The organism is Actinopolymorpha sp. B17G11 (assembly GCF_040196095.1).
In the GTDB taxonomy this organism is placed as follows: domain Bacteria; phylum Actinomycetota; class Actinomycetes; order Propionibacteriales; family Actinopolymorphaceae; genus Thermasporomyces.
Genome location: NZ_JBEFTW010000002.1, coordinates 165,552 through 183,820, shown reverse-complemented (window position 1 = coordinate 183,820; position 18,269 = coordinate 165,552). Strand labels below are relative to the sequence as shown.

The 18,269-nt window shown below is 69.7% G+C and carries 16 protein-coding genes and 1 pseudogene; 8 read left to right on the top strand and 9 right to left on the bottom strand.

What is annotated here, in order from left to right:
• Positions 1–4: 4 nt before the first annotated feature.
• A complete protein-coding gene (locus ABN028_RS03250; protein WP_349695559.1) occupies positions 5–604 on the bottom strand; it encodes a nitroreductase family protein in 600 nt (199 codons plus the stop codon).
• Between the two features lie 194 nt (positions 605–798).
• On the opposite strand from ABN028_RS03250, the gene ABN028_RS03245 reads away from it, so the two are divergent.
• Complete coding sequence (locus ABN028_RS03245) at positions 799–1,611, top strand: Fpg/Nei family DNA glycosylase (RefSeq protein WP_349695558.1); 813 nt, start codon at positions 799–801, stop codon at positions 1,609–1,611.
• A gap of 302 nt (positions 1,612–1,913) precedes the next feature.
• Here ABN028_RS03245 and ABN028_RS03240 read toward each other — a convergent pair.
• From ABN028_RS03240 to ABN028_RS03215, 6 genes and pseudogenes are all read right to left on the bottom strand, one after another.
• Positions 1,914–2,147 (bottom strand): annotated as a pseudogene (locus ABN028_RS03240) (helix-turn-helix domain-containing protein); the annotation flags it as partial.
• A 167-nt stretch (positions 2,148–2,314) separates the two neighbouring features.
• The gene (locus ABN028_RS03235; protein WP_349326409.1) at positions 2,315–2,815 is read right to left on the bottom strand and encodes a CinA family protein; all 501 of its coding nucleotides are present in this window, start codon (positions 2,813–2,815) and stop codon (positions 2,315–2,317) included.
• Positions 2,812–3,390: a CDP-diacylglycerol--glycerol-3-phosphate 3-phosphatidyltransferase gene (gene pgsA, locus ABN028_RS03230; protein WP_349326408.1), complete on the bottom strand. Its 579-nt coding sequence runs from the start codon at positions 3,388–3,390 to the stop codon at positions 2,812–2,814. Before pgsA ends, ABN028_RS03235 begins: the two co-directional genes overlap by 4 nt.
• Positions 3,387–5,057, bottom strand: a complete 1,671-nt coding sequence (gene rimO / locus ABN028_RS03225) for a 30S ribosomal protein S12 methylthiotransferase RimO (RefSeq protein ID WP_502879161.1) — start codon at positions 5,055–5,057, stop codon at positions 3,387–3,389. Before rimO ends, pgsA begins: the two co-directional genes overlap by 4 nt.
• A gap of 101 nt (positions 5,058–5,158) precedes the next feature.
• Positions 5,159–6,139, bottom strand: a complete 981-nt coding sequence (locus ABN028_RS03220; protein ID WP_349326407.1) for a mannonate dehydratase — start codon at positions 6,137–6,139, stop codon at positions 5,159–5,161.
• Positions 6,140–6,209: 70 nt separating this feature from the next.
• Positions 6,210–7,115, bottom strand: a complete 906-nt coding sequence (locus ABN028_RS03215; RefSeq protein WP_349326406.1) for an NAD-dependent epimerase/dehydratase family protein — start codon at positions 7,113–7,115, stop codon at positions 6,210–6,212.
• Positions 7,116–7,431: 316 nt separating this feature from the next.
• On the opposite strand from ABN028_RS03215, the gene ABN028_RS03210 reads away from it, so the two are divergent.
• Genes ABN028_RS03210 through ABN028_RS03200 form a run of 3 tightly spaced genes read left to right on the top strand, consistent with a single transcriptional unit; the run spans position 7,432 to position 10,477 of the window.
• A complete protein-coding gene (locus ABN028_RS03210) occupies positions 7,432–7,737 on the top strand; it encodes a circadian clock KaiB family protein (RefSeq protein WP_349326405.1) in 306 nt (101 codons plus the stop codon).
• On the top strand, positions 7,734–9,242 hold the full coding sequence (gene kaiC, locus ABN028_RS03205; RefSeq protein WP_349695557.1) for a circadian clock protein KaiC: 1,509 nt from the start codon (positions 7,734–7,736) through the stop codon (positions 9,240–9,242). The genes ABN028_RS03210 and kaiC overlap by 4 nt, the downstream gene beginning before the upstream one ends.
• Complete coding sequence (locus ABN028_RS03200; RefSeq protein ID WP_349326403.1) at positions 9,239–10,477, top strand: PAS domain-containing sensor histidine kinase; 1,239 nt, start codon at positions 9,239–9,241, stop codon at positions 10,475–10,477. Before kaiC ends, ABN028_RS03200 begins: the two co-directional genes overlap by 4 nt.
• Here the strand turns inward: ABN028_RS03200 and ABN028_RS03195 are convergent.
• Both ABN028_RS03195 and ABN028_RS03190 read right to left on the bottom strand, forming a co-directional pair.
• Positions 10,452–13,079, bottom strand: coding sequence for an FtsK/SpoIIIE family DNA translocase (locus ABN028_RS03195; RefSeq protein ID WP_502879160.1), 2,628 nt, complete (start codon positions 13,077–13,079; stop codon positions 10,452–10,454). The genes ABN028_RS03200 and ABN028_RS03195 overlap by 26 nt on opposite strands.
• Before the next feature lie 95 nt (positions 13,080–13,174).
• Positions 13,175–13,597, bottom strand: coding sequence for a hypothetical protein (locus ABN028_RS03190; protein WP_349695555.1), 423 nt, complete (start codon positions 13,595–13,597; stop codon positions 13,175–13,177).
• Positions 13,598–13,763: 166 nt separating this feature from the next.
• Here ABN028_RS03190 and ABN028_RS03185 point away from each other — a divergent pair, with 166 nt between their 5' ends.
• From ABN028_RS03185 to ABN028_RS03170, 4 genes are all read left to right on the top strand, one after another.
• Positions 13,764–15,020 carry a cytochrome P450 family protein gene (locus ABN028_RS03185; RefSeq protein WP_349326400.1) on the top strand — a complete coding sequence of 419 codons (1,257 nt, stop codon included), beginning with the start codon at positions 13,764–13,766 and terminating at the stop codon, positions 15,018–15,020.
• 188 nt (positions 15,021–15,208) lie between these two features.
• Positions 15,209–16,339, top strand: a complete 1,131-nt coding sequence (locus ABN028_RS03180; RefSeq protein WP_349326399.1) for a mandelate racemase/muconate lactonizing enzyme family protein — start codon at positions 15,209–15,211, stop codon at positions 16,337–16,339.
• A complete protein-coding gene (locus ABN028_RS03175; protein ID WP_349695554.1) occupies positions 16,336–17,418 on the top strand; it encodes a serine hydrolase domain-containing protein in 1,083 nt (360 codons plus the stop codon). Before ABN028_RS03180 ends, ABN028_RS03175 begins: the two co-directional genes overlap by 4 nt.
• A gap of 61 nt (positions 17,419–17,479) precedes the next feature.
• On the top strand, positions 17,480–18,139 hold the full coding sequence (locus ABN028_RS03170; RefSeq protein WP_349326397.1) for a pentapeptide repeat-containing protein: 660 nt from the start codon (positions 17,480–17,482) through the stop codon (positions 18,137–18,139).
• The last annotated feature ends 130 nt before the right edge of the window (positions 18,140–18,269 follow it).

The following is an 18,269-nucleotide window of genomic DNA, read 5'->3' as shown; positions in this document are numbered from 1 at the left end:
GCGGCTACCAGTGACCGCGGTGGACTACGTGGTCGGAGCTGCGGCGGCCGCGTTTCAGTGACGGTGAAGGCCGGTCCGGCGCCCGATGGCCGAGCGCCACGACACCGATCGGCGTGTGGTCCTCGGGTACGCCGAACTCCTTCCGGAAGGCGGCTGTGCGCTCAGGCGGGATCCCGAAGAAGCAGGCGCCGAGACCCTCGTCGGTGACGGTGAGCAGCATGAGCAGGGCAGCCATGCCGGTGTCGATGTGCCAGTACGGCACCGGCCACCGGGTCTCGTCGCGATCGGTCCAGCCCTTGTCGGTTTCGGCGTACCGGTCGAGGTATGCCCGTTTGCACGACAGCGCCACCACCAGCACGGGCGCCCGTCGCATGCCCTCCGACCACGTGTCCGAGCCGCCGCCCGGCGGTGTCGTCGCGGCCCAGAACCGGTCGATCCCCTCCGGAGTGTCGAGCACGAGGAAGGCCCAACCCTGGCTGAACCCCGCCGACGGCGCGCGGACCGCATTGTCGAGGATCCGCTCGACGGCGGCGGGATCGACCGGCCGGGAGGGATCGAAGTTTCGGACCATCCGGCGCTTGCGTACGACCTCGGAGAACTCCATACCGACCAGCCTGCCCGAGCCACACCCAGCGGTGGTCCCCAGGCCTCGTGTCGCGATCACCCGAGCACACTGGTGCGGTTCGTCACAGCCCGGCACCGGTCGCCAACAGGCCGCGCCGCGCAGTACGGGCATGACGGCGCCGGCACACATCCGCCTGTGGGGAGAATGGCGCATGGCCGAAGGCGTTGGACAGCATGCCCGAAGGTGACACCGTCTGGCTTTCCGGGCGCAGGCTGCATGCTGCCCTGGCCGGGCGTAGGCTCACGGCCGCTGAGCTGCGGGTGCCCCAGCATGCGACCGACGATCTCACCGGCCGCCTGGTACGCGAAGTAGTGTCGCGCGGCAAGCACCTGCTGACCCGGATCGAGCCCGACCTGACCCTCCACACCCATCTCGGCATGGAAGGGACGTGGCAGATCGAACGGGCCGGCGCGCGATGGCCCGGCACTCGCGAGCCGGTGCGGGTGATCCTCGCCAACCAGGCGGCGGTCGCCATCGGGCGACGGCTGGCTCGGGTGGACCTTCTCGCCACCGCCGACGAGGCGACGGTCGTCGGCCATCTGGGGCCGGATCTGCTGGGAGGTGACTGGGACGCCGACGAGGCTGTCCGCAGGCTTCTCGTCGCACCCGACCGTCCGATCGGCGAGGCCCTCCTCGACCAGGGAAACCTCGCCGGCATCGGAAGCCTCTATCGCACCGAACTGCTGTTTCTGCGCGGCGTCCACCCGCTGACACCGGTGCGCGACGCCGGCGACCTGTCGCGGATGGTGCGCCTGGCCAGACAGCTGCTCTGGACCAACCGCGACCATCCCGAGCAGGCGACGACCGGCAACCTACGCCGGGGACACCAGCACTGGGCGTACGGACGCGCCGGCGAACCCTGCCGCCGATGCCGGACACCGATCCGGCGCGGCGAGGTCGGCCCGGCGGGCAAGGAACGCGTGGTCTACTGGTGCCCGTCGTGCCAACCCGCCCGATCGCAAAACAGCGCGGGCCCTACGGAGTAGGTCGAGGGATCCACGGCGGTTCCCGACCAGCGTCAGGCGGCGACCACCACGGCGCGGTGTGCGTTGGCGGCCTCGACGGGGGTGTCGTCGATCTGTCCCGATTCGATCCGGGCCTTGTCGACATGTGCCGGCTCGATCCGGGACTTGTCGATTCGGCGGGTCTCGATCTGGCTCGTCTCGATTCGACGGCCCTCGATTCGCTTGCCCTCGATGAGCTTGGCGTCGATCTGGGACGCTTCGATCCGCTTCGCGGTGACCTTTGTGATCGTCGACGAGGGGACGGTCGCCGGGACCAGCGGGGTCTCGATCTTGTCGATCTCGTCGCTGACCTCGCGGAGCACGTCGGACAGGGGCACCTCGAGAGCGGCACAGATCGCGGCCAGGAGCTCGCTCGAGGCCTCCTTCTGCCCGCGCTCGACCTCGGAGATGTAGCCCAGGCTCACCCGGGCGTCGACGGAGACCTCGCGGAGGGTGAGCCCCTGCCGCAGGCGCTGGCGGCGTAGAACGCCACCCAGCAGGTGACGAACCAGGACCATGGGCGCTCCCCTCTCATCTCCAGGCCGGAAGCCCGAAACCGTCGCAGACGCGGCGCGACCGGACGTGTGCACTTCCCCAAGCTGCACCCACCGTACCCGGGATCGGTTCGCCATGACGACACCGCACCGCCTACGGTCCGCTCAGATGCGTACGCTCATGGCGTAGATCACGACCTTGCGTTGTCGCGCACCACGGTGTCGGCGAGCATCTCCAGCGCGGCCGCGACGGCGGATCCGCGGATCGTGTCCCGATCGCCGGTCAGTTGGTACCGGCGTACGACAGGCCCTCCGGGTCCCACACAGCAAACGTCGACGGTGCCAACAGGCTGCTCGCCATGAGCCTCCGGTCCAGCTACCCCGGTGGTGGCGATGCCGTAGTCGGCGCCAAGTCGGTCCCGCACGCCGACCGCCATCGCCTGCGCCGTGGCCGGATGCACCGGACCGTGCCGCTCCAACACCTCGTCGGGTACGCCGAGCAGGGCCGCCTTCAGGTCGACGGAGTACGCCACCACGCCGCCGCGGAAGACCTTCGACGAGCCCGCCCGGGACGTGAGGGCGGCAGCCACCAGACCACCGGTGAGCGACTCGGCGGTCGCGACCGTGGCACCAACCCTGTCCAGCAGGCCATGACAACGGCCGGCCAGGTCACCGACTGGCGGGGTGCTCAACTCCGCCCACTCTGCCGGAGCCGGAGCGCGCGGATGACGTAGTCCAGGCCGGTGATGACGGTCAGCGCGACGGCGAGCCCCATGGTCAGCTCGGCCAGCAGCCTGGGCAGACCCTCCAGCGGGAGCAGATACAGGCTGATCGCGACCGTCTGCAGCAGAGTTTTCGCCTTACCGCCGGGACTCGCGGAGATGACGCCGTAACGGATCACCCAGAACCGCAGCACCGTGATGCCGAACTCACGGGCCAGCACGAGCGCCGTGATCCACCAGGCGAGCTCGCCGAGTAGCGACAGCCCGACCAGGGCCGCGCCGACCAGAGCCTTGTCGGCGAGTGGGTCCGCGACCTTCCCGAAGTCGGTCACCAGACCGCGACGCCGCGCCAGCTCCCCGTCGAACTTGTCGGTGAGTGCCGCGAACACGAAGACGCCGAAGGCGACATAGCGCAGGGAGGCGTCGCCCGGCTCGGCGCTGGTGAAGAGCAACCAGCAGAAGATGGGTACGAGGGCGATCCGCAGGACAGTGACGGCGTTGGCGACGTTCCACGCGCTCACACGGCGTTCAGACACCTGAGTCACCCGCGATCTCCTCCAGCCGGCACCGAGGCCAGTTCCGCTTCCGGATGACCGTCGTCCGGCGGCAGGGCCGACGCGATCAGGTCAACCCCGTCGGTGTCGACGACGCGGGCACGCACCAGCTCACCTACCGTCGCCGACACCACACCGTCGAGGCGGGTGGTGCCGTCGACCTCGGGTCCCTGGTGGGCGGCACGCCCTTCGACACCACCGTCACCGGCGCTCTCCACGAGCACGTCGACGAGCTCGCCGATCCGGTCCTCCGCCCGTTGCGCGGTGAGCTCCTCGGCCAGCTCGGTCACCCGCTGGACCCTGGACGCGATCTCGTCCTCGTCGAGCTTGCCGGAGTATGTCGCCGCCTCGGTGTTGTCCTCGTCGGAGTAGCCGAAGACCCCCACGACATCCAGCCGCGCCGCCTGGAGGAACTCGCACAGCTCGTCGAAGTCCTCCGCAGTCTCGCCGGGAAAGCCGACGATGACATTGCTGCGGACGCCAGCGGTCGGGTGGGCGGCCCGGATCTGGTCGATCAGCGCGAGGAACCGTGCGGTGTCGCCGAAGCGCCGCATCCGCCGCAGGATCGTGGGGCTGGCGTGCTGGAACGACAGGTCGAAGTACGCTGCCACGCCAGGCGTCGAGGTCATCGCCTCGACCAGTCCGGGCCGCATCTCCGCTGGCTGAAGGTAGGACACCCGGACCCGGGAGATCCCCTCGACGGCGGCGAGCTCAGGCAGCAGGTGGCTCTCGAGGAGGCGGAGGTCGCCGAGGTCCTTGCCGTAGGACGTGGAGTTCTCGCTCACCAGGAAGAGCTCGCGGACGCCTTGCCCAGCGAGCCAGCGGGCTTCGGTGAGGATCTCGGTGGGTGGGCGGGAGAGGAAGGCACCGCGGAACCGAGGGATCGCGCAGAACGTGCACCTTCGGTCGCATCCGGACGCGAGCTTCAGCGGGGCCAACGGGCCGGTGCCGAGGCGGCGGCGGTACACCCGTGGCCCGGCCGCCGGTGCGATGCCGTCGGGCAGGTCCGGTCCCGTGCCGACATCTCCCGTGCCAACGGCTGGCGCCGAATGACCGCGGGTTCCCGAATCACTGTCCGGACGTACGACGGCATGCCCGGGCACGGCGACTCCCCCGGTCGCGGCTCCCCCGGTCGCGGCTCCCCCGGTCGCGGCTCCCCCGGTCGCGGCTCCCCCGCGCGCGGCCGGGGTGAGCGGGAGCAGCTTGCGGCGGTCCCGGGGCGTGTGCGGCACGTGCGAATCGCCGGCGAGAACGCCTCGGAGCCGGCTCGCGATGTCGGGGTAGTCGTCGAAGCTGAGGACCGCGTCGGCCTCGGGCAGCGCCTCGGCAAGCTCCTCGCCGTAGCGCTCGGCGAGGCAGCCGACGGCGACGACGGCCTGCGTACGCCCCGCGTCCTTGAGGTCGGCAGCCGCGAGCAGCTGGTCGACGGAGTCCTTCTTCGCCGCCTCGACGAAGCCGCAGGTGTTCACGACCACCGCGTCGGCGTCCGCGGCGTCGTCGACGAGAGCGAACCCCGCCCCCGCGAGGCGGCCGGCCAGCTCCTCGGAGTCGACCTCGTTGCGGGCGCAGCCGAGAGTCACCATGGCGACGGTGACCGGTGCCACCGTCGTCGGGGTCGTCGTGCCCTCCGCGGTGGAGGTGGCGCCGGGACGAGTCATCGGCGCCCATCTTTCCGTACCACCGCTCGTGCGGCTAATCCCCAGTCCACCCTGCCTCACATATCGGACAAATCGAGCTCCGCTAAGGCACCCGCGCTCGCTCAGCGCCCGATGCTCTCCAGCATCCCGCGGATGTAGCCGAGCGCGAACAGTCGTCCGTAGAGGGAGTAGCCGGGATGCGCGTTGCTGTCGCCCTCGACCGTCGGCACGTGGTCGGGACGCATCGGCCCGTCGAAGCCCACCTCGTGATAGGTACGCAGGCACTCGAGCAGGTCAGTCGGCCCGTCGTCGTGCCAGGTCTCCACAAAGTCGACAACCGTGCCGCGGACGTCGCGGAAGTGGACGAAGAAGATCTTCTCCTGCCGGCCGAACTTCTTGATCACTGCCGGAATGTCATCGGTCATCAACCGGAAGTTTCCCTGGCACAGGGTGATCCCGTTGACCGGACTGGGCACGAGGTCGAGCAACCGCTGGTAGTTGTCGACGCTGCGCATGATCCGGCCGACGCCGCGGATCGGCGAGAGCGGCGGGTCGTCGGGGTGCATGGCAAGCTTGACGTTCGCCTGCTCGGCCACCGGAACGACCCGGCGCAGGAAGTACTCCAGCGTCTCCCAGAGCGTCTCCTCGCTGAGCGGCCCCGCTTCGGCAGGCGGAGCGGCCTGCATCAACGCATGGTCGTAGCCGCTCACCAACGAGCCACCACGCGACGGGACGGCGGTGTTCGTTCGCAGCCAGTTGAAGTCGCTCATCCACTCGTAGCACCAGACCGGGATACCGAGCCGGCCCATGTTCTCGATCAGCGTGCAAACAGCGTCGATCTCCTCGTCACGGCCCGGCAGCCCTCGCTTCGCCTTGACCAGCGGCGGTCTGGCCTCGATGGCGGCGAGCCCCAGCCCTGCACTTTCGTACCGCTGCTTCATCGACAGCAGCGGCGCGAAATCCCAGGGCTGGTCCGTGCCCCGCCGGTCCGGTCCGTTGGTCTGCGGAAGTCCGCCGATCGCCCACTCGACTCCCGCCTGGACGACGAGCCGGCGCAGTGTCGACGAGTCCGGACCGGGTGGAACCATCTCCGCGAGCTTCATGGCGTACTCCTCGTTCTGCAGGTTCGGCAGGACTTCGGAGGTCCGGCAACCCTGGCGGACCCGGGGCGGATCAGGTGTCGTGGGTCCAGCCGAGGAGTTTGGCGGCCTTGCCGCAGTCGTAGAACCCGGCGTGGCCTTCCAGGGACCGACGGAGTGGAACGTCGGGGTAGAACCGTGACCGCAGCTCCGCCGACGGCACCGACGTCGTGGTTGTGGGCGCGACGACGAAGAACGCCTCGTGTCCGGTGAAGTCGGCGGTCAACGCCGACAGGAACGCCCTGGCGACGGCATGGATGTCGACCCAGCCCCACAGATGCCGCGCCTCCGTCCGAAGCCGGTCCTCGGTGGGTTCCTCCTCCGCGCGCGGCCGGATCCTCGGGTGCTCGGCCCGGGCACCGTGCAGGCGGATGCTCGCGATCGAGAGGTCCGGGTGGAGGCGGGCCATCGCGTCGGCCTGCTGCTCGCCGAGCCACTTCGACAGGCTGTACGCATCCTCGGCGTAGCTCGGATGGTCCTCGTCGACCGGGAAGTAGTCGAACCTCGGCGCCCGGCTGTAGTAGCCGCCGATGGCGTTGATGCTGGACGCCCACGCCACCCGGCGGATACCGACCTCGGCAGCGGCCAGAAAGGCGTGGTAGCTGCCGAGGACATTGTTGGCGTGAACGTCGGCTGCCTGCCTCCCCCACGGACTCGGGATCGCCGCGAGGTGGATCAGCGCGTCGCAGCGGTCGATCTGCGCGGTGAACGCCTCGAGATCGGTGACGTCGAGCCAGGCGACCGGCGCTGCGGCGTCGGTCGTCCCGTCCGGCGTGACGAACGTCGACGGGGGCACGGGGGTGGCATCGGCGGCCGGCCCGGGATCGGGTGGTGCCGCTGTCGCGCGATCAAGGGCAACGACCTCGTGACCACCGGCGAGCGCGGCCGCCACCACCGCGGTTCCGATCCTGCCGCTCGCACCGGTGACGGCGATCCGCAAGCGCTCTCCTCCATGATCATGGTCCCGGTCATGTCGTCGTCAGGGACTCTACAGCCCGACAACCCCGGCGTTTTCTTCGAAGGCGGACGGGCGGACACCGACACCCTGCCGCGTGCGGCAGCCCGCTCCGGCGAAGGTCCCACGACGGTGGCCGGATGTCCTGGCGCAGGTATCCAGAACGCCCTCGGCACGGAGGACGAATTCCCCCGTCCGCCGGTCCCTCGAAGGGGGCACTGTTGACGACGGGTAGCCGCGGTCCGGCGCACCGCCCGCCACCCGGCCCTCCCCCGAATTCGGCGCCAGAGGTGTTCCGATCGTGACGCCATACTCCTTCAGGCTCTATGTGGCCGGACAGACCGAACGGACCGAGGCGGCGGTCCGGGACCTGCGCTGGTTGTGCGAGTCGGCGCTTCCCGGTCGCTACGAACTCGAGATCATCGACGTGGTCGAACGCCCGGACCTCGCCGAGAGCGAAGGCATTCTGATCGCACCGACCGTCGTCCGGTTGATGCCACTGCCGCAGCGCTGGGCGTTCGGAGACCTCTCGGACCGGCACCGCACTGCGGCCGCCCTCGGATTTCCCGTCATGGAGGAGGCCGGATCGGGTGGTGACCGCAGGTGAACCAGGACCCGCGCCACCTCGCTCGTGTCCCGACAGGTATCAGCGGGTTCGACGAGCTTGCCCTCGGCGGGCTCCCCGCGGGTCGTTCCACCCTGGTGACCGGGACCGCAGGCAGCGGCAAGACGCTGTTCGCGCTGGAGTTCCTGGCCCGGGGAATCCAGCGCTTCGACGAGCCGGGGGTCTTCGTCACCTTCGAGGAGAACCCGGACGACGTCCGTACCAACGCGGCGTCGCTCGGGCTCGACGTCGAGACGTGGGAGAAGGAAGGGAAGTGGGCGTTCGTCGACGCCTCCCAGGACAAGACCAGGCGTGCCGCCCACCTGGGCCCCTATGACTTCGGACCGCTGATCGCCCGCATCGAACATGCCATCCGCAAGACCGACGCCCACCGGGTGGCGCTGGACTCGATGGCCGCGATCCTCACCCGGTTCACCGACGTCGCTGACGTCCGAGACGAACTGTTCCGCGTCGCCTCGGCGCTCGACGACCTCGGTGTCGTCACGGTGATCACCGCGGAGAAGTCCGAGGAGTACGACACGACGTCACGTCACGGCGTCGAGGAGTTCGTCCACAGCAACGTCATCACGATGCGCAACGTGCTCGAACACGAGCGGCGCCGCCGCACCATCGAGATCCTCAAGTTCCGTGGCGCTCCCCACCGCACCGGCGAGTGGCTCTTCGCCATCGATCCGAACGAAGGGATCCTCGTCCTCCCTCTGGCCTTCGTTCCCGCCCGCCACCGCGCCTCGCGGGTGCGCATCTCCTCCGGAATCCGGGAACTGGACGTCATGTGTGGCGGCGGATTCTTCCAGGACGCCCTTGTGCTGCTCACCGGTCCGACCGGCGCGGGCAAGACCCTGACCTGCCTGCAGTATGCGAGTGCCGCTGTCGAGGCCGGCGAGCGTTGCCTTTTCTACACCTTCGACGAGACCCGTGAGCAGCTTGGCCGCAGCGCCGCCAGCTGGGGCATGGATCTCGATGCGATGGAGAGGTCGGGGAAGCTGAAGGTGGTCGCGAAGTACCCGGAGATGTCGTCGCTGGAAGACCACTTCAGCCAGCTACGGCATGCGATCGCCGACTTCGATCCGGCCAGACTCGTCATCGACACCCTGTCGGCGCTCGAACGGGTGGCCACACCGCGCACCCTGCTGGACTTCCTCACCGGACTGGGCTCGGTCCTGCGACAGCGCGACATCACCACGCTCCTCACCGCGCTGCCTCCTGACCGTGCCCGGCTCATGACAACGGGTTCAGCCGCGATCGAGGTCGCGGGTCTCACCGACGTCACGATCCGCCTGCACTACTTCGAGGCCGCCGGGGAGAACCAGCGCACCGTCAGCGTCGTCCAGGCACGTGGCACCGCCCACGACGAACGCATCCGCAGGGTCACGATCGACGAGACCGGCCTCCACATCGGCCGACCGGTGAGCGAGGAGTCCGGGTGGGTCGACGCCGACAGCGGCCGAGGCGTACGCACCGACGGAGACGAGGACGCGGTCCAATGAGCGGCATCAGAGACCGGCGACCAGACGTGCCGCAGCCCGCGGCCCAGCCGACGCCCGGCCCGGATCAGGCGCATCGGGGGCCGCACCCGCCTGACGAGGCCGCACAGGTGGTCGAGGACAGGATCGACGAAAGGCTTGCCGAAGGGGCCGAGGAAGGGCTCGCCGAGACGATGCCGACGGCTACGGTGGACCAGGACGCGGGACAGGTGGCCGTGACTGCCACACCGGACGGAATCGTCGCGATCGGTCCGGACGGCATCATCCGGTTCTGCAACCCCGCGGCCGCGACGTTGCTGGGCCGCCGGGTCCACGATCTGATCGGCGCTCCGGTCGGCTTTCCCATCGTCCCGCACGGGTCGAGCGAGATCGACGTGGTGAGGCCCGACGGTCGGGCCTCCGCCGTCGAGATCCAGATCACCACCACCGCCTGGGGCAACGAGTTGCTCTACATCGCGGCGATGCGTGATGTCACCCATCGCCGGCACGCGGTACGGACCCTCCAGGCCGCCCTCGACCAGCGCGATGTGGTGATCGCTGTGACGGCCCACGAACTCAATGACCCGCTCTACGCCATTGCCCTGTCCCTCCGGCTCCTGCGTACCGCCAGCGGCAAGGACGAGCGTGACGAGCTCATCGACCGCATCGCCGAACGCACCGAACACCTGCAGACGCTCGTCAACAAGCTGCGGACAGCCTCGAAGATCGACGCGCAGACCTCGCAGGTGAGCGCCGAGCCGGTCAACGTGCTGGAGTTCGTCCTCGAACGGCTGGGGGCGTTCGACCGGCGGTACCAGGACGTCGAGCTGGCGTGCAGCCCCGACACCGTGATCCTCGTCGACCGGCACACCTTCTCGGAGATGCTCGCCAACTATCTCGACAACGCGCTCGCCTATGGGCAGCCACCCATCGAGGTGGAGGTCAGCGAGGAGGGCGACGACGTGGAGATTCGCATCCGCGACCACGGACCGGGTGTGCCCAAGGAGTTCGAGCCCCACCTCTTCGAACGCTTCAGGAGGGGGCCGGAGGCTCGCCAGCACGCTGACGGCACCGGGCTGGGGCTGTGGATCGTGCGCAATCTCGCCCAGGCCAACGGCGGCGAAGCGTGGTACGAGCCGGACGACGATCGCCCGAGCTTCTGCCTCCGGCTCCCCCGGGCACCAGGTCAGGAGTCAGCGGAGCCGACTCCGCAGCCGGGGCGGAGAGAACGCGTCAGTCGGAGTCGCCGCGCAGGGTGAGGAGGAACTCCTCCAGGTCGTCGGGCTTGACCAGGACGTCGCGCGCCTTCGACCCCTCGCTCGGCCCGACGACCCCCCGACTCTCCAGGATGTCCATCAACCGCCCAGCCTTGGCGAACCCGACCCGGAGCTTGCGCTGCAGCATCGAGGTCGACCCGAACTGGGTCGACACGATCAGCTCCGCGGCCTGGACGACGAGGTCCATGTCGTCGCCGATCTCGTCGTCGAGCTCCTTCTTGGCCCCAGGTGCTGCGGTGACGTCCTCGCGGTAGGTGGGCGTGAGCTGCACCTTGCAGTGGTCGACGACCTTGCGGATCTCGGCTTCGGTGACCCAGGCGCCCTGGATCCGGATCGGCTTGTTCGCGCCCATCGGCAGGAAGAGTCCGTCGCCCTGGCCGACCAGCTTCTCCGCGCCGGGCTGGTCGAGGATGACCCGGCTGTCGGCCATGCTGGACGTCGCAACCGCCAACCGGGACGGGACGTTGGCCTTGATGAGTCCGGTCACGACGTCGACCGAGGGCCGCTGGGTGGCGAGCACCAGGTGGATGCCGGCGGCCCGGGCGAGCTGGGTGATGCGGACGACGGAGTCCTCCACGTCGCGGGGAGAGACCATCATCAGGTCGGCGAGCTCGTCGACGATGACGAGGAGGTAGGGGTACGGCGTGAGTACCCGTTCGCTGCCGGGCGGAGGCTTCGCTTTCCCCGTGCGTACGGCCTTGTTGAAGTCGTCGATGTGCCGGAACCCGAACGCGGCCAGGTCGTCGTAGCGCCGGTCCATCTCCGACACGACCCACTGCAACGCCTCGGCGGCCTTCTTGGGATTGGTGATGATCGGCGTGATGAGATGCGGGATCCCGTCGTACGCCGTCAACTCCACCCGCTTCGGATCGACCAGGATCAACCGCACCTCGTCCGGCGTCGACCGCATGAGGATCGAGCTGATCATCGAGTTGATGAAGCTCGACTTGCCGGAGCCGGTCGCTCCCGCCAGCAACAGGTGCGGCATCTTCGCGAGGTTCGCGACGACGAAGCCGCCCTCGACGTCCTTGCCGAGCGCGACCACCATCGGGTGGTGGTCACTGCGTGCGACGCTCGAGCGGAGTACGTCGCCGAGGCTGACGATCTCCTTGTCGGTGTTGGGGATCTCGACGCCGATGGCGGACTTGCCGGGGATCGGCGAAAGGATCCGCACCTCGTTGCTCGCCACGGCGTAGGAGATGTTCCTGGTGAGCGCGGTGACCTTCTCGACCTTGACGGCGGGTCCGAGCTCGACTTCGTAGCGGGTGACCGTCGGCCCGCGGGTGTAGCCCGTCACCTGCGCGTCGATGTCGAACTGTTCGAGCACCTCGGTGAGTTTGTCGACGACCTTGTCCGACGCCTTCGAGCGGGCCTTGTGCGGCGAGCCGGGCGCGAGGACGTCTCCGGCGGGCAGGACGTAGGTCACGTCACCGGAGAGCGCCAGCTGCTCGACCCGCTGCGGCAGCGGGCTGTGTGCGGGTGCCTCGCCGGACTTGCCGCCGGACTTGCCGGCCTTGCCTTCGCTCATTGACTCGGCGGTCGCGGCGGCTGGCTCGCCGTCGGCGGCAGGGTCGGTGTCGTCGGCGGTGGTCGCGCCCTTCTTTCCGCGTTTGGCGACCTCTCGGCCTTCCAGGACCGGACTGTCGTAGGGCTTGTCGCCGGTCTCGTCGTCGCCATCCGCACCGGAGCTCGACTTGGCCATCGCGGCGATCCGGCGGCGCGCGGACCGGGACCGGCGCAGCGGCTGGGTCTGCTTGGCGTCCTCGTCGATGCTGGTCTGGTCGCCGGCGCTGTCCCCGGCCTGCGCGGCAGCAGCCTTGGGGTTGACCTTCGCCCACAGTTCCCGGCTGCGCTCGGGCAGGGCGTGTACCGGCGTACCACCCAGCACCAGGAGCCCGAAGAGCGTCAGGAGCACGAGCAGGGGCACGGCGACGTACGGAGTGAGCAGGTCGGAGGGTACCGATGACATGACATAACCGATCGCGCCACCTGCACCGACGAGGTCTTCGATTCCCTTCTCCGGCCGCGGAATGCCGTGCTGGATGTGGACGAGGCCGAGGACGCCGCCGAGGATCGCGACCCAGCCGATGAACTGCCGCCCGCCGGGACCGTTGCGGTCCGGGTGGCGCAGCGTGCGCCACGCGACGAGCAGGAGCAGGATCGGGATGGCCCAAGCGAGTGAGCCGACGCTGCCGGACACGACGACCCGGATGCCTTCGCCGACGTCGTTCGGCATGTTCCACCACACGGCGGACGCGACGACGATCGCGAGGCCGACGAAGAGCAGGCCCACACCGTCGCGTCGCAGTCCGGGATCGAGCTCGCGGGCACTGGAACCGATCCGCCGGACGATGGCGCCGATCAGGTGCGCGATGCCGAGCCAGATGCCGGCGACCAGCCGGACCAGCGCCGTGGCGGCGCGCCCGAGGAGGCTCCCCTGGCGGGCGGGTGGGCGGCGGGACTGGGTCATCCGCGTCCTGCCCTGTCCCCTGCCGCGTCCCTTGTTCGCCTTCGCACGGGAACGGGACGTGCTCGCCGAGCGTGCCTGAGCACGTCGTGGGGGCGAGGACGTACGGGGAGACATAGAGAGTCAGGGTACGGGATGGCGGCGCCGGGGACCTGCTATTACACGCCGCCCAGAGCGACTGACCGAGGTCCTCTCGGTGACCTCCCGGCGTCCTACCGAGGGTCCGACACTGGTTCGGCGACGCTCCGGATCGGCCCGATCACCGCCGAAGGTGCGACAGCGCGCGCGCCGCGATCCAGAACTCCCCCGCCAGCGCGAAGTACGATGCCGCCGACCACGACGACCTGTGCCATCACGAGTATCCGGCCCAGCCGTACCGGCCGGAGGGCGTCGACGTGCCGGCGGATCACCTGGGTGAGAGCGATCGATCCCACCAGGCTCGCGACACCCATCGCCCCGAACCACACCACGGCCGTCCCGAATGGCGGGAAGTTCAGGTCGTCCAGAAAGTGCGCCTGCTGCAGGCGGTCCCAGCCTTCACTGCCCAGCCCGAGGAAGAACGCGGCCGCGAGCAGGCAGATCTGCACTCCCCTCCCGCGTACGGCCCGGGCGCCGTCGACCACCTGGGCGCGCATGGCGGCCAGCCAGCGACCCGAGCCCGCGCGACTGCGCGGGTACGAACGCCCGCTCCGACATGACCGCGCCCACCACAGCCATCGTGCTCTGGGGGCGGGATCTCACCCTGGCTCTGGTGCGTTGTCCAGGTGTCGAAGGTCCAGGAGTTCTTGTGAAGGAGGGCGAATGCCCGGAACGACCAGACCCGCACCACTGGCGCTCGACCCGAGCTTCTTTACCGATCCGTACGCCGTCTATGCCGCGCTGCGACACGAAGGACCGGTACGCCGGGTCATGCTGCCGAACGGGTGGGACGTCTGGGTCGTGACGAGGTACGCCGAGGCGCGGGCCGCGCTGGCCGATCCACGGTTGCGCAAGGACCCGCGTGTCCTGACCGAGCAGTTCGACGACGACGCCATGCGCGACGACGAGATCGTCGCAGCGTCCCTGCGGGCCCACATGCTCAACGCCGACCCCCCGGACCACACCAGGCTGCGCAAGCTGGTGACCAAGGCGTTCACGGCCCGAAGGATCGACGGGCTCCGGCCCAGGATCGAGGCGATCACCGACCAACTCCTCGACGATCTGGCCGCGCGCGTCGGCGACGGACCCGTGGACCTGCTCGACACCTTCGCCTTCCCACTGCCCATCACGGTCATCTGCGAACTTCTCGGCGTACCCCCTGCCGACCGCGACGACTTCCGCGCCTGGTCGACGACGATCGTGTCGGACGGCACGGACGAGGAGGTACAGGTCGCGTCGTATGCGATGGCCAGCTACCTCGACCGGCTCCTGGCCGACAAGCGGGCCGACCCGGGCGACGACCTGCTGACAGCCCTCATCCACGCCCGCGACGACGAGGACCGGCTGGACGAGCACGAGTTGGTCTCGATGGCGTTCCTGCTCCTGGTCGCGGGGCACGAGACGACGGTCAACCTCATCGGCAACGGCACGCTCGCCCTGCTCCGGCATCCCGACCAACTGGCCCACCTCCAGCGAGATCCGTCCCTCCTGCCTGGAGCGGTCGAGGAACTGCTCCGCTACGACGGACCGGTCAACCTCGCGACGATGCGGTTCACCGCAGAGCCGGTGGTGCTGGGCACCGACAACGGGACCCGTGATGGCGACGGAGCGACGGGCGTGGAGATTCCGGCCGGAGAGTTCGTCCTGGTGTCGCTCGCCTCCGCCGACCATGACGGGTCGCGGTTCGCCGACCCGGACCGGCTCGACCTCACGCGACCGGCCGGAGGTCACCTGGCGTTCGGCCACGGCATCCACTACTGCCTCGGCGCTCCGCTGGCGCGGCTCGAGGGCGAGATCGCGTTCACGCGCCTGCTTGGCCGCTTCCCAGGGTTACGGCTGGCCGGGGCGCCTGCCGAGTTACGGTGGCGGAACAGCAGCCTGATCAGAGGACTGGAACGCCTGCCAGTCCATCTCGCCTGAGGTCGGAGTGTGCGCCTCCGCGAGGGTCCGCCGCGTGGCGAAAACGCCTCGGCATGACGGGCGAGGACGCCGGGGTCGCCGGGATGAGAGACTTGTGCGCGCGTGCAGCCGCGCGAAAGTCCTGCGGAGCGAACGGCACATCCACCTCCGCACGGGTCGGGGCCGATGCGGGGTTGGGAGAGGAGCCGATGCGGGTTGCCGGCATCGACGTGTGGGTTGTCAACGTTCCCTTGACAACGACGTTCGCGTCGAGTTTCGAGGCCAAGTCCGCGACCACCCGGACGGTCATCCGGGTCCGCACGGACGACGGCCGGGCGGGCTGGGGCGAGACGATGCACGGCCGCCCGACGGCCACCCTCGTGAGGAAGCTCGCCGAGGACTTCGTCGGCGTCGATCCCCGCGCGAGCGCCGAGGTACGCCGCCGCTGCGCCATGGTGCCGTTCTTCTACGGCTACCTCGGCTACTGCGCACTCGCCGGTCTGGAGATGGCGTTCCTCGACCTCACCTGCCGGGCGGCGGACGTCCCGCTGCACCTTCACCTCGGTGGCGCCGCGCGTGCCGTCGTACCCATCACCGCCCTCGTCACGCCCGCCGCCGTGGGCGACGTTGCGCCGGCCGAGCTGCCCAAAGCCCTTGCCACCAAGGCCGCGGAGATCGTGGCGGCGCAGGGGTTCACCGCACTGAAGCTCAAGGGATCCGCCGACGCCCGCCACGACGTGTCACTGCTGCGGGCCCTGCGGGAGAAACTGCCCGACCTCGCGCTGCGCGTCGACCCCAACGCCGCCTGGTCCGTGACCGCCTCGATCTGGGCGGGTCACGAGAGCGACGCCCTCGGACTCGAGTACCTCGAGGACCCGTGCGCCGGGCTGGAGGGCATGGCCCGGGTCCGCGCCGAGATCCGCACGCCCCTGTGCACGAACATGTGCGTCGTCACGCTCGACGACCTCGCCCCTGCCGTACGCATGGGTGCCGTCGACATCGTGCATGCCGACGTACACAAGTGGGGCGGCGTAGGACCGACGATGGACCTCGTAGGAATCTGCCGGGCGTTCGGACTCGGGCTGAACTTCCACAGTGGCGGCGAGCTGGGCATCTCCACCGCCTGTCACCTGCACGTGGCCGCCGCGCTCGACCGGCTCGACCATGCGATCGACGCGATGTACTACCTCACCGCCGACGACATCCTCACCGAGCGGATCGCGATGCGCGACGGCGCGCTCGTGGTCCCGCAGGGGCCTGGTCTGGGCGTCGATGTGGACCTGGACCGCCTCGCCCACTACGCCCGGCGCAACGAGGACGAAGGAGACCACACCCAGTGAGCCCCCGTTCGTCGGCAACCGCGGCGAGTACGTCGCCCGAGGCCTTCCTGCGTGCCGCCCGCGACGACAGCGTCTTCTCCGGAGCGGCCTGGTCGGTCGGCACCACGACCGGCCCCACCTTCCGTGGCGTCCTCGGGACCCTGGCGTGGGACGGCGAGCCCGTGGCCGAGGACACTCTGTGGGACCTCGCGTCGGTGACCAAACCGGTCGCGGCACTCGCGGCGATGGCGCTGCTCGAACGCGGCCAGCTCGCGCTGTCCGACCCGATCTCGGCGTACCTCCCCGACTACGCCGGGAGCGACAAGGCCGACATCTCGCTCTGGCATCTGCTGACGCACACGTCCGGGATCCCCGGCCAGCAGCCGTTGTACCGGCGGCACGCCGATCGAGGCGGCATGCTCACCGCACTGCGCCAGCTGCCGCTCCGCCACCCGCCAGGCACGGAGGTGGCCTACTCCTCCCCCGGGTTCATGATCCTGGGACTCGTCGCCGAGGCTGTGGCCGGCCAGTCCCTCGACGCTCTTGTGCGGGAGACCGTCACCCGGCCGGCGGCGATGTCCGACACCGGTTTCAACCCGCCGGCGCAGGACCGGGCCCGCGCGGCCGCCACCGAGGACTGTTCCTGGCGCGGCCAGGTCGTCCAGGGCACGGTGCACGACGAGAACGCCCACGCGCTCGGGGGCGTCGCCGCCCATGCGGGACTGTTCGCGCCGCTCGGTGACGTGGAGAGGCTCGCGCTGGCACTGTTGCGCGACGGCGCTGGCGAATCGGGGCCGATCCTCGCACCACGGACGCTCGACGTGATGACCCGCCCGGCCACCGATCACCTCAACCTGCGGAGGTGCCTGGGATGGCAGGGCACCCAACCCGCGGGTGCCGGGGTCGGTGACCTGTTCAGCCCCCGTGCGTACGGACACACCGGGTTCACCGGAACCAGCGTCTGGGTCGACCCGGACCTCGGCGTCTATTCGGTCCTGCTGACGAACCGGGTCCATCCGCGCCGGGGATCCTCGGCGATGGCGCGGCTGCGACCAAAGTTCCACAACCTCGCGCTCACCCAGCTCCTCCGGCCACGGTGAAAGCCCGCCGAGCCGCTGGCCCGGAACCGATACTGGGAACGTGCGCCACGGGGGAAGGCGAGTGTCTCGCGCGAGAATCCTGGTGTCGTGCCTTGGCGTGGTCGCGACACTGGCGAGCATGCTGTCCGGGTGCGCCGAGAAGGATCCCGGCCGGAACTGTCCTGGCAAGGGGTGGCGGAATCTGTCCCACCGGGAGGTCGACGGTTCCGAGCTCATCGAACGCCGTCTGCACTGCGCCAACCTCGAGTGGTCCTCGCTGGACGAGCTACGCCTTCAGGAGGTGAAGCTCAGCCGGGCCAACCTCCACGGGGCCAGCCTGCGTAGTTCCTGGTTGAGCAACGTCGACCTGTCCGGCGCCGACCTGAGCGATGCGGTGCTGGAGGGGGCGACCCTGGACGAGGTGGACATGGCGGGGGCGGACCTGCGGGGCGCCTCCCTCGCCGGCGAGGCGACACTCACCGACGTCGGACTGCGCCGGGCCCGCCTCGTGGACGCCGACCTGAGCTCCGCGGTGGTGAAGCGCTCCGACCTCGCGCGGGCCGACCTCACCGGCGCCAACCTCTCCGGCGCGTCGCTGATCAACTCCAGCCTCCGAGGCGCCCGCCTCGACGGTGCGGACCTGACGGACACGTTCTGGTCGAACTCCGTCTGCCCCGATGGTACGAAGTCGCGCGGAGCTCCCGAGACCTGCGACGACCACCTCACGCCCGCGCGTCCGTGAAATCCGCGTCCGCCGGTGAGATCCGCATCGGCCGGTGAGCTCCACGTCAGCCGGTGAGATCCACGTCAGCCGGTGAGATCCACGTCAGCCGGTGAGATCCGCATCGGCCGGTGAGATCCGGCTGACGGAC

Coding starts and splice junctions, on each gene's coding strand:
- rimO (WP_502879161.1), bottom strand. CDS start 5,057: ATGACTCGTCCCGGCGCCACCTCCACCGCGGAGGGCACGACGACCCCG.
- ABN028_RS03180 (WP_349326399.1), top strand. CDS start 15,209: ATGCGGGTTGCCGGCATCGACGTGTGGGTTGTCAACGTTCCCTTGACA.
- ABN028_RS03250 (WP_349695559.1), bottom strand. CDS start 604: ATGGAGTTCTCCGAGGTCGTACGCAAGCGCCGGATGGTCCGAAACTTC.
- ABN028_RS03245 (WP_349695558.1), top strand. CDS start 799: ATGCCCGAAGGTGACACCGTCTGGCTTTCCGGGCGCAGGCTGCATGCT.
- ABN028_RS03195 (WP_502879160.1), bottom strand. CDS start 13,079: ATGTCTCCCCGTACGTCCTCGCCCCCACGACGTGCTCAGGCACGCTCG.
- ABN028_RS03220 (WP_349326407.1), bottom strand. CDS start 6,139: ATGAAGCTCGCGGAGATGGTTCCACCCGGTCCGGACTCGTCGACACTG.
- ABN028_RS03200 (WP_349326403.1), top strand. CDS start 9,239: ATGAGCGGCATCAGAGACCGGCGACCAGACGTGCCGCAGCCCGCGGCC.
- ABN028_RS03185 (WP_349326400.1), top strand. CDS start 13,764: ATGCCCGGAACGACCAGACCCGCACCACTGGCGCTCGACCCGAGCTTC.
- ABN028_RS03190 (WP_349695555.1), bottom strand. CDS start 13,597: ATGCGCGCCCAGGTGGTCGACGGCGCCCGGGCCGTACGCGGGAGGGGA.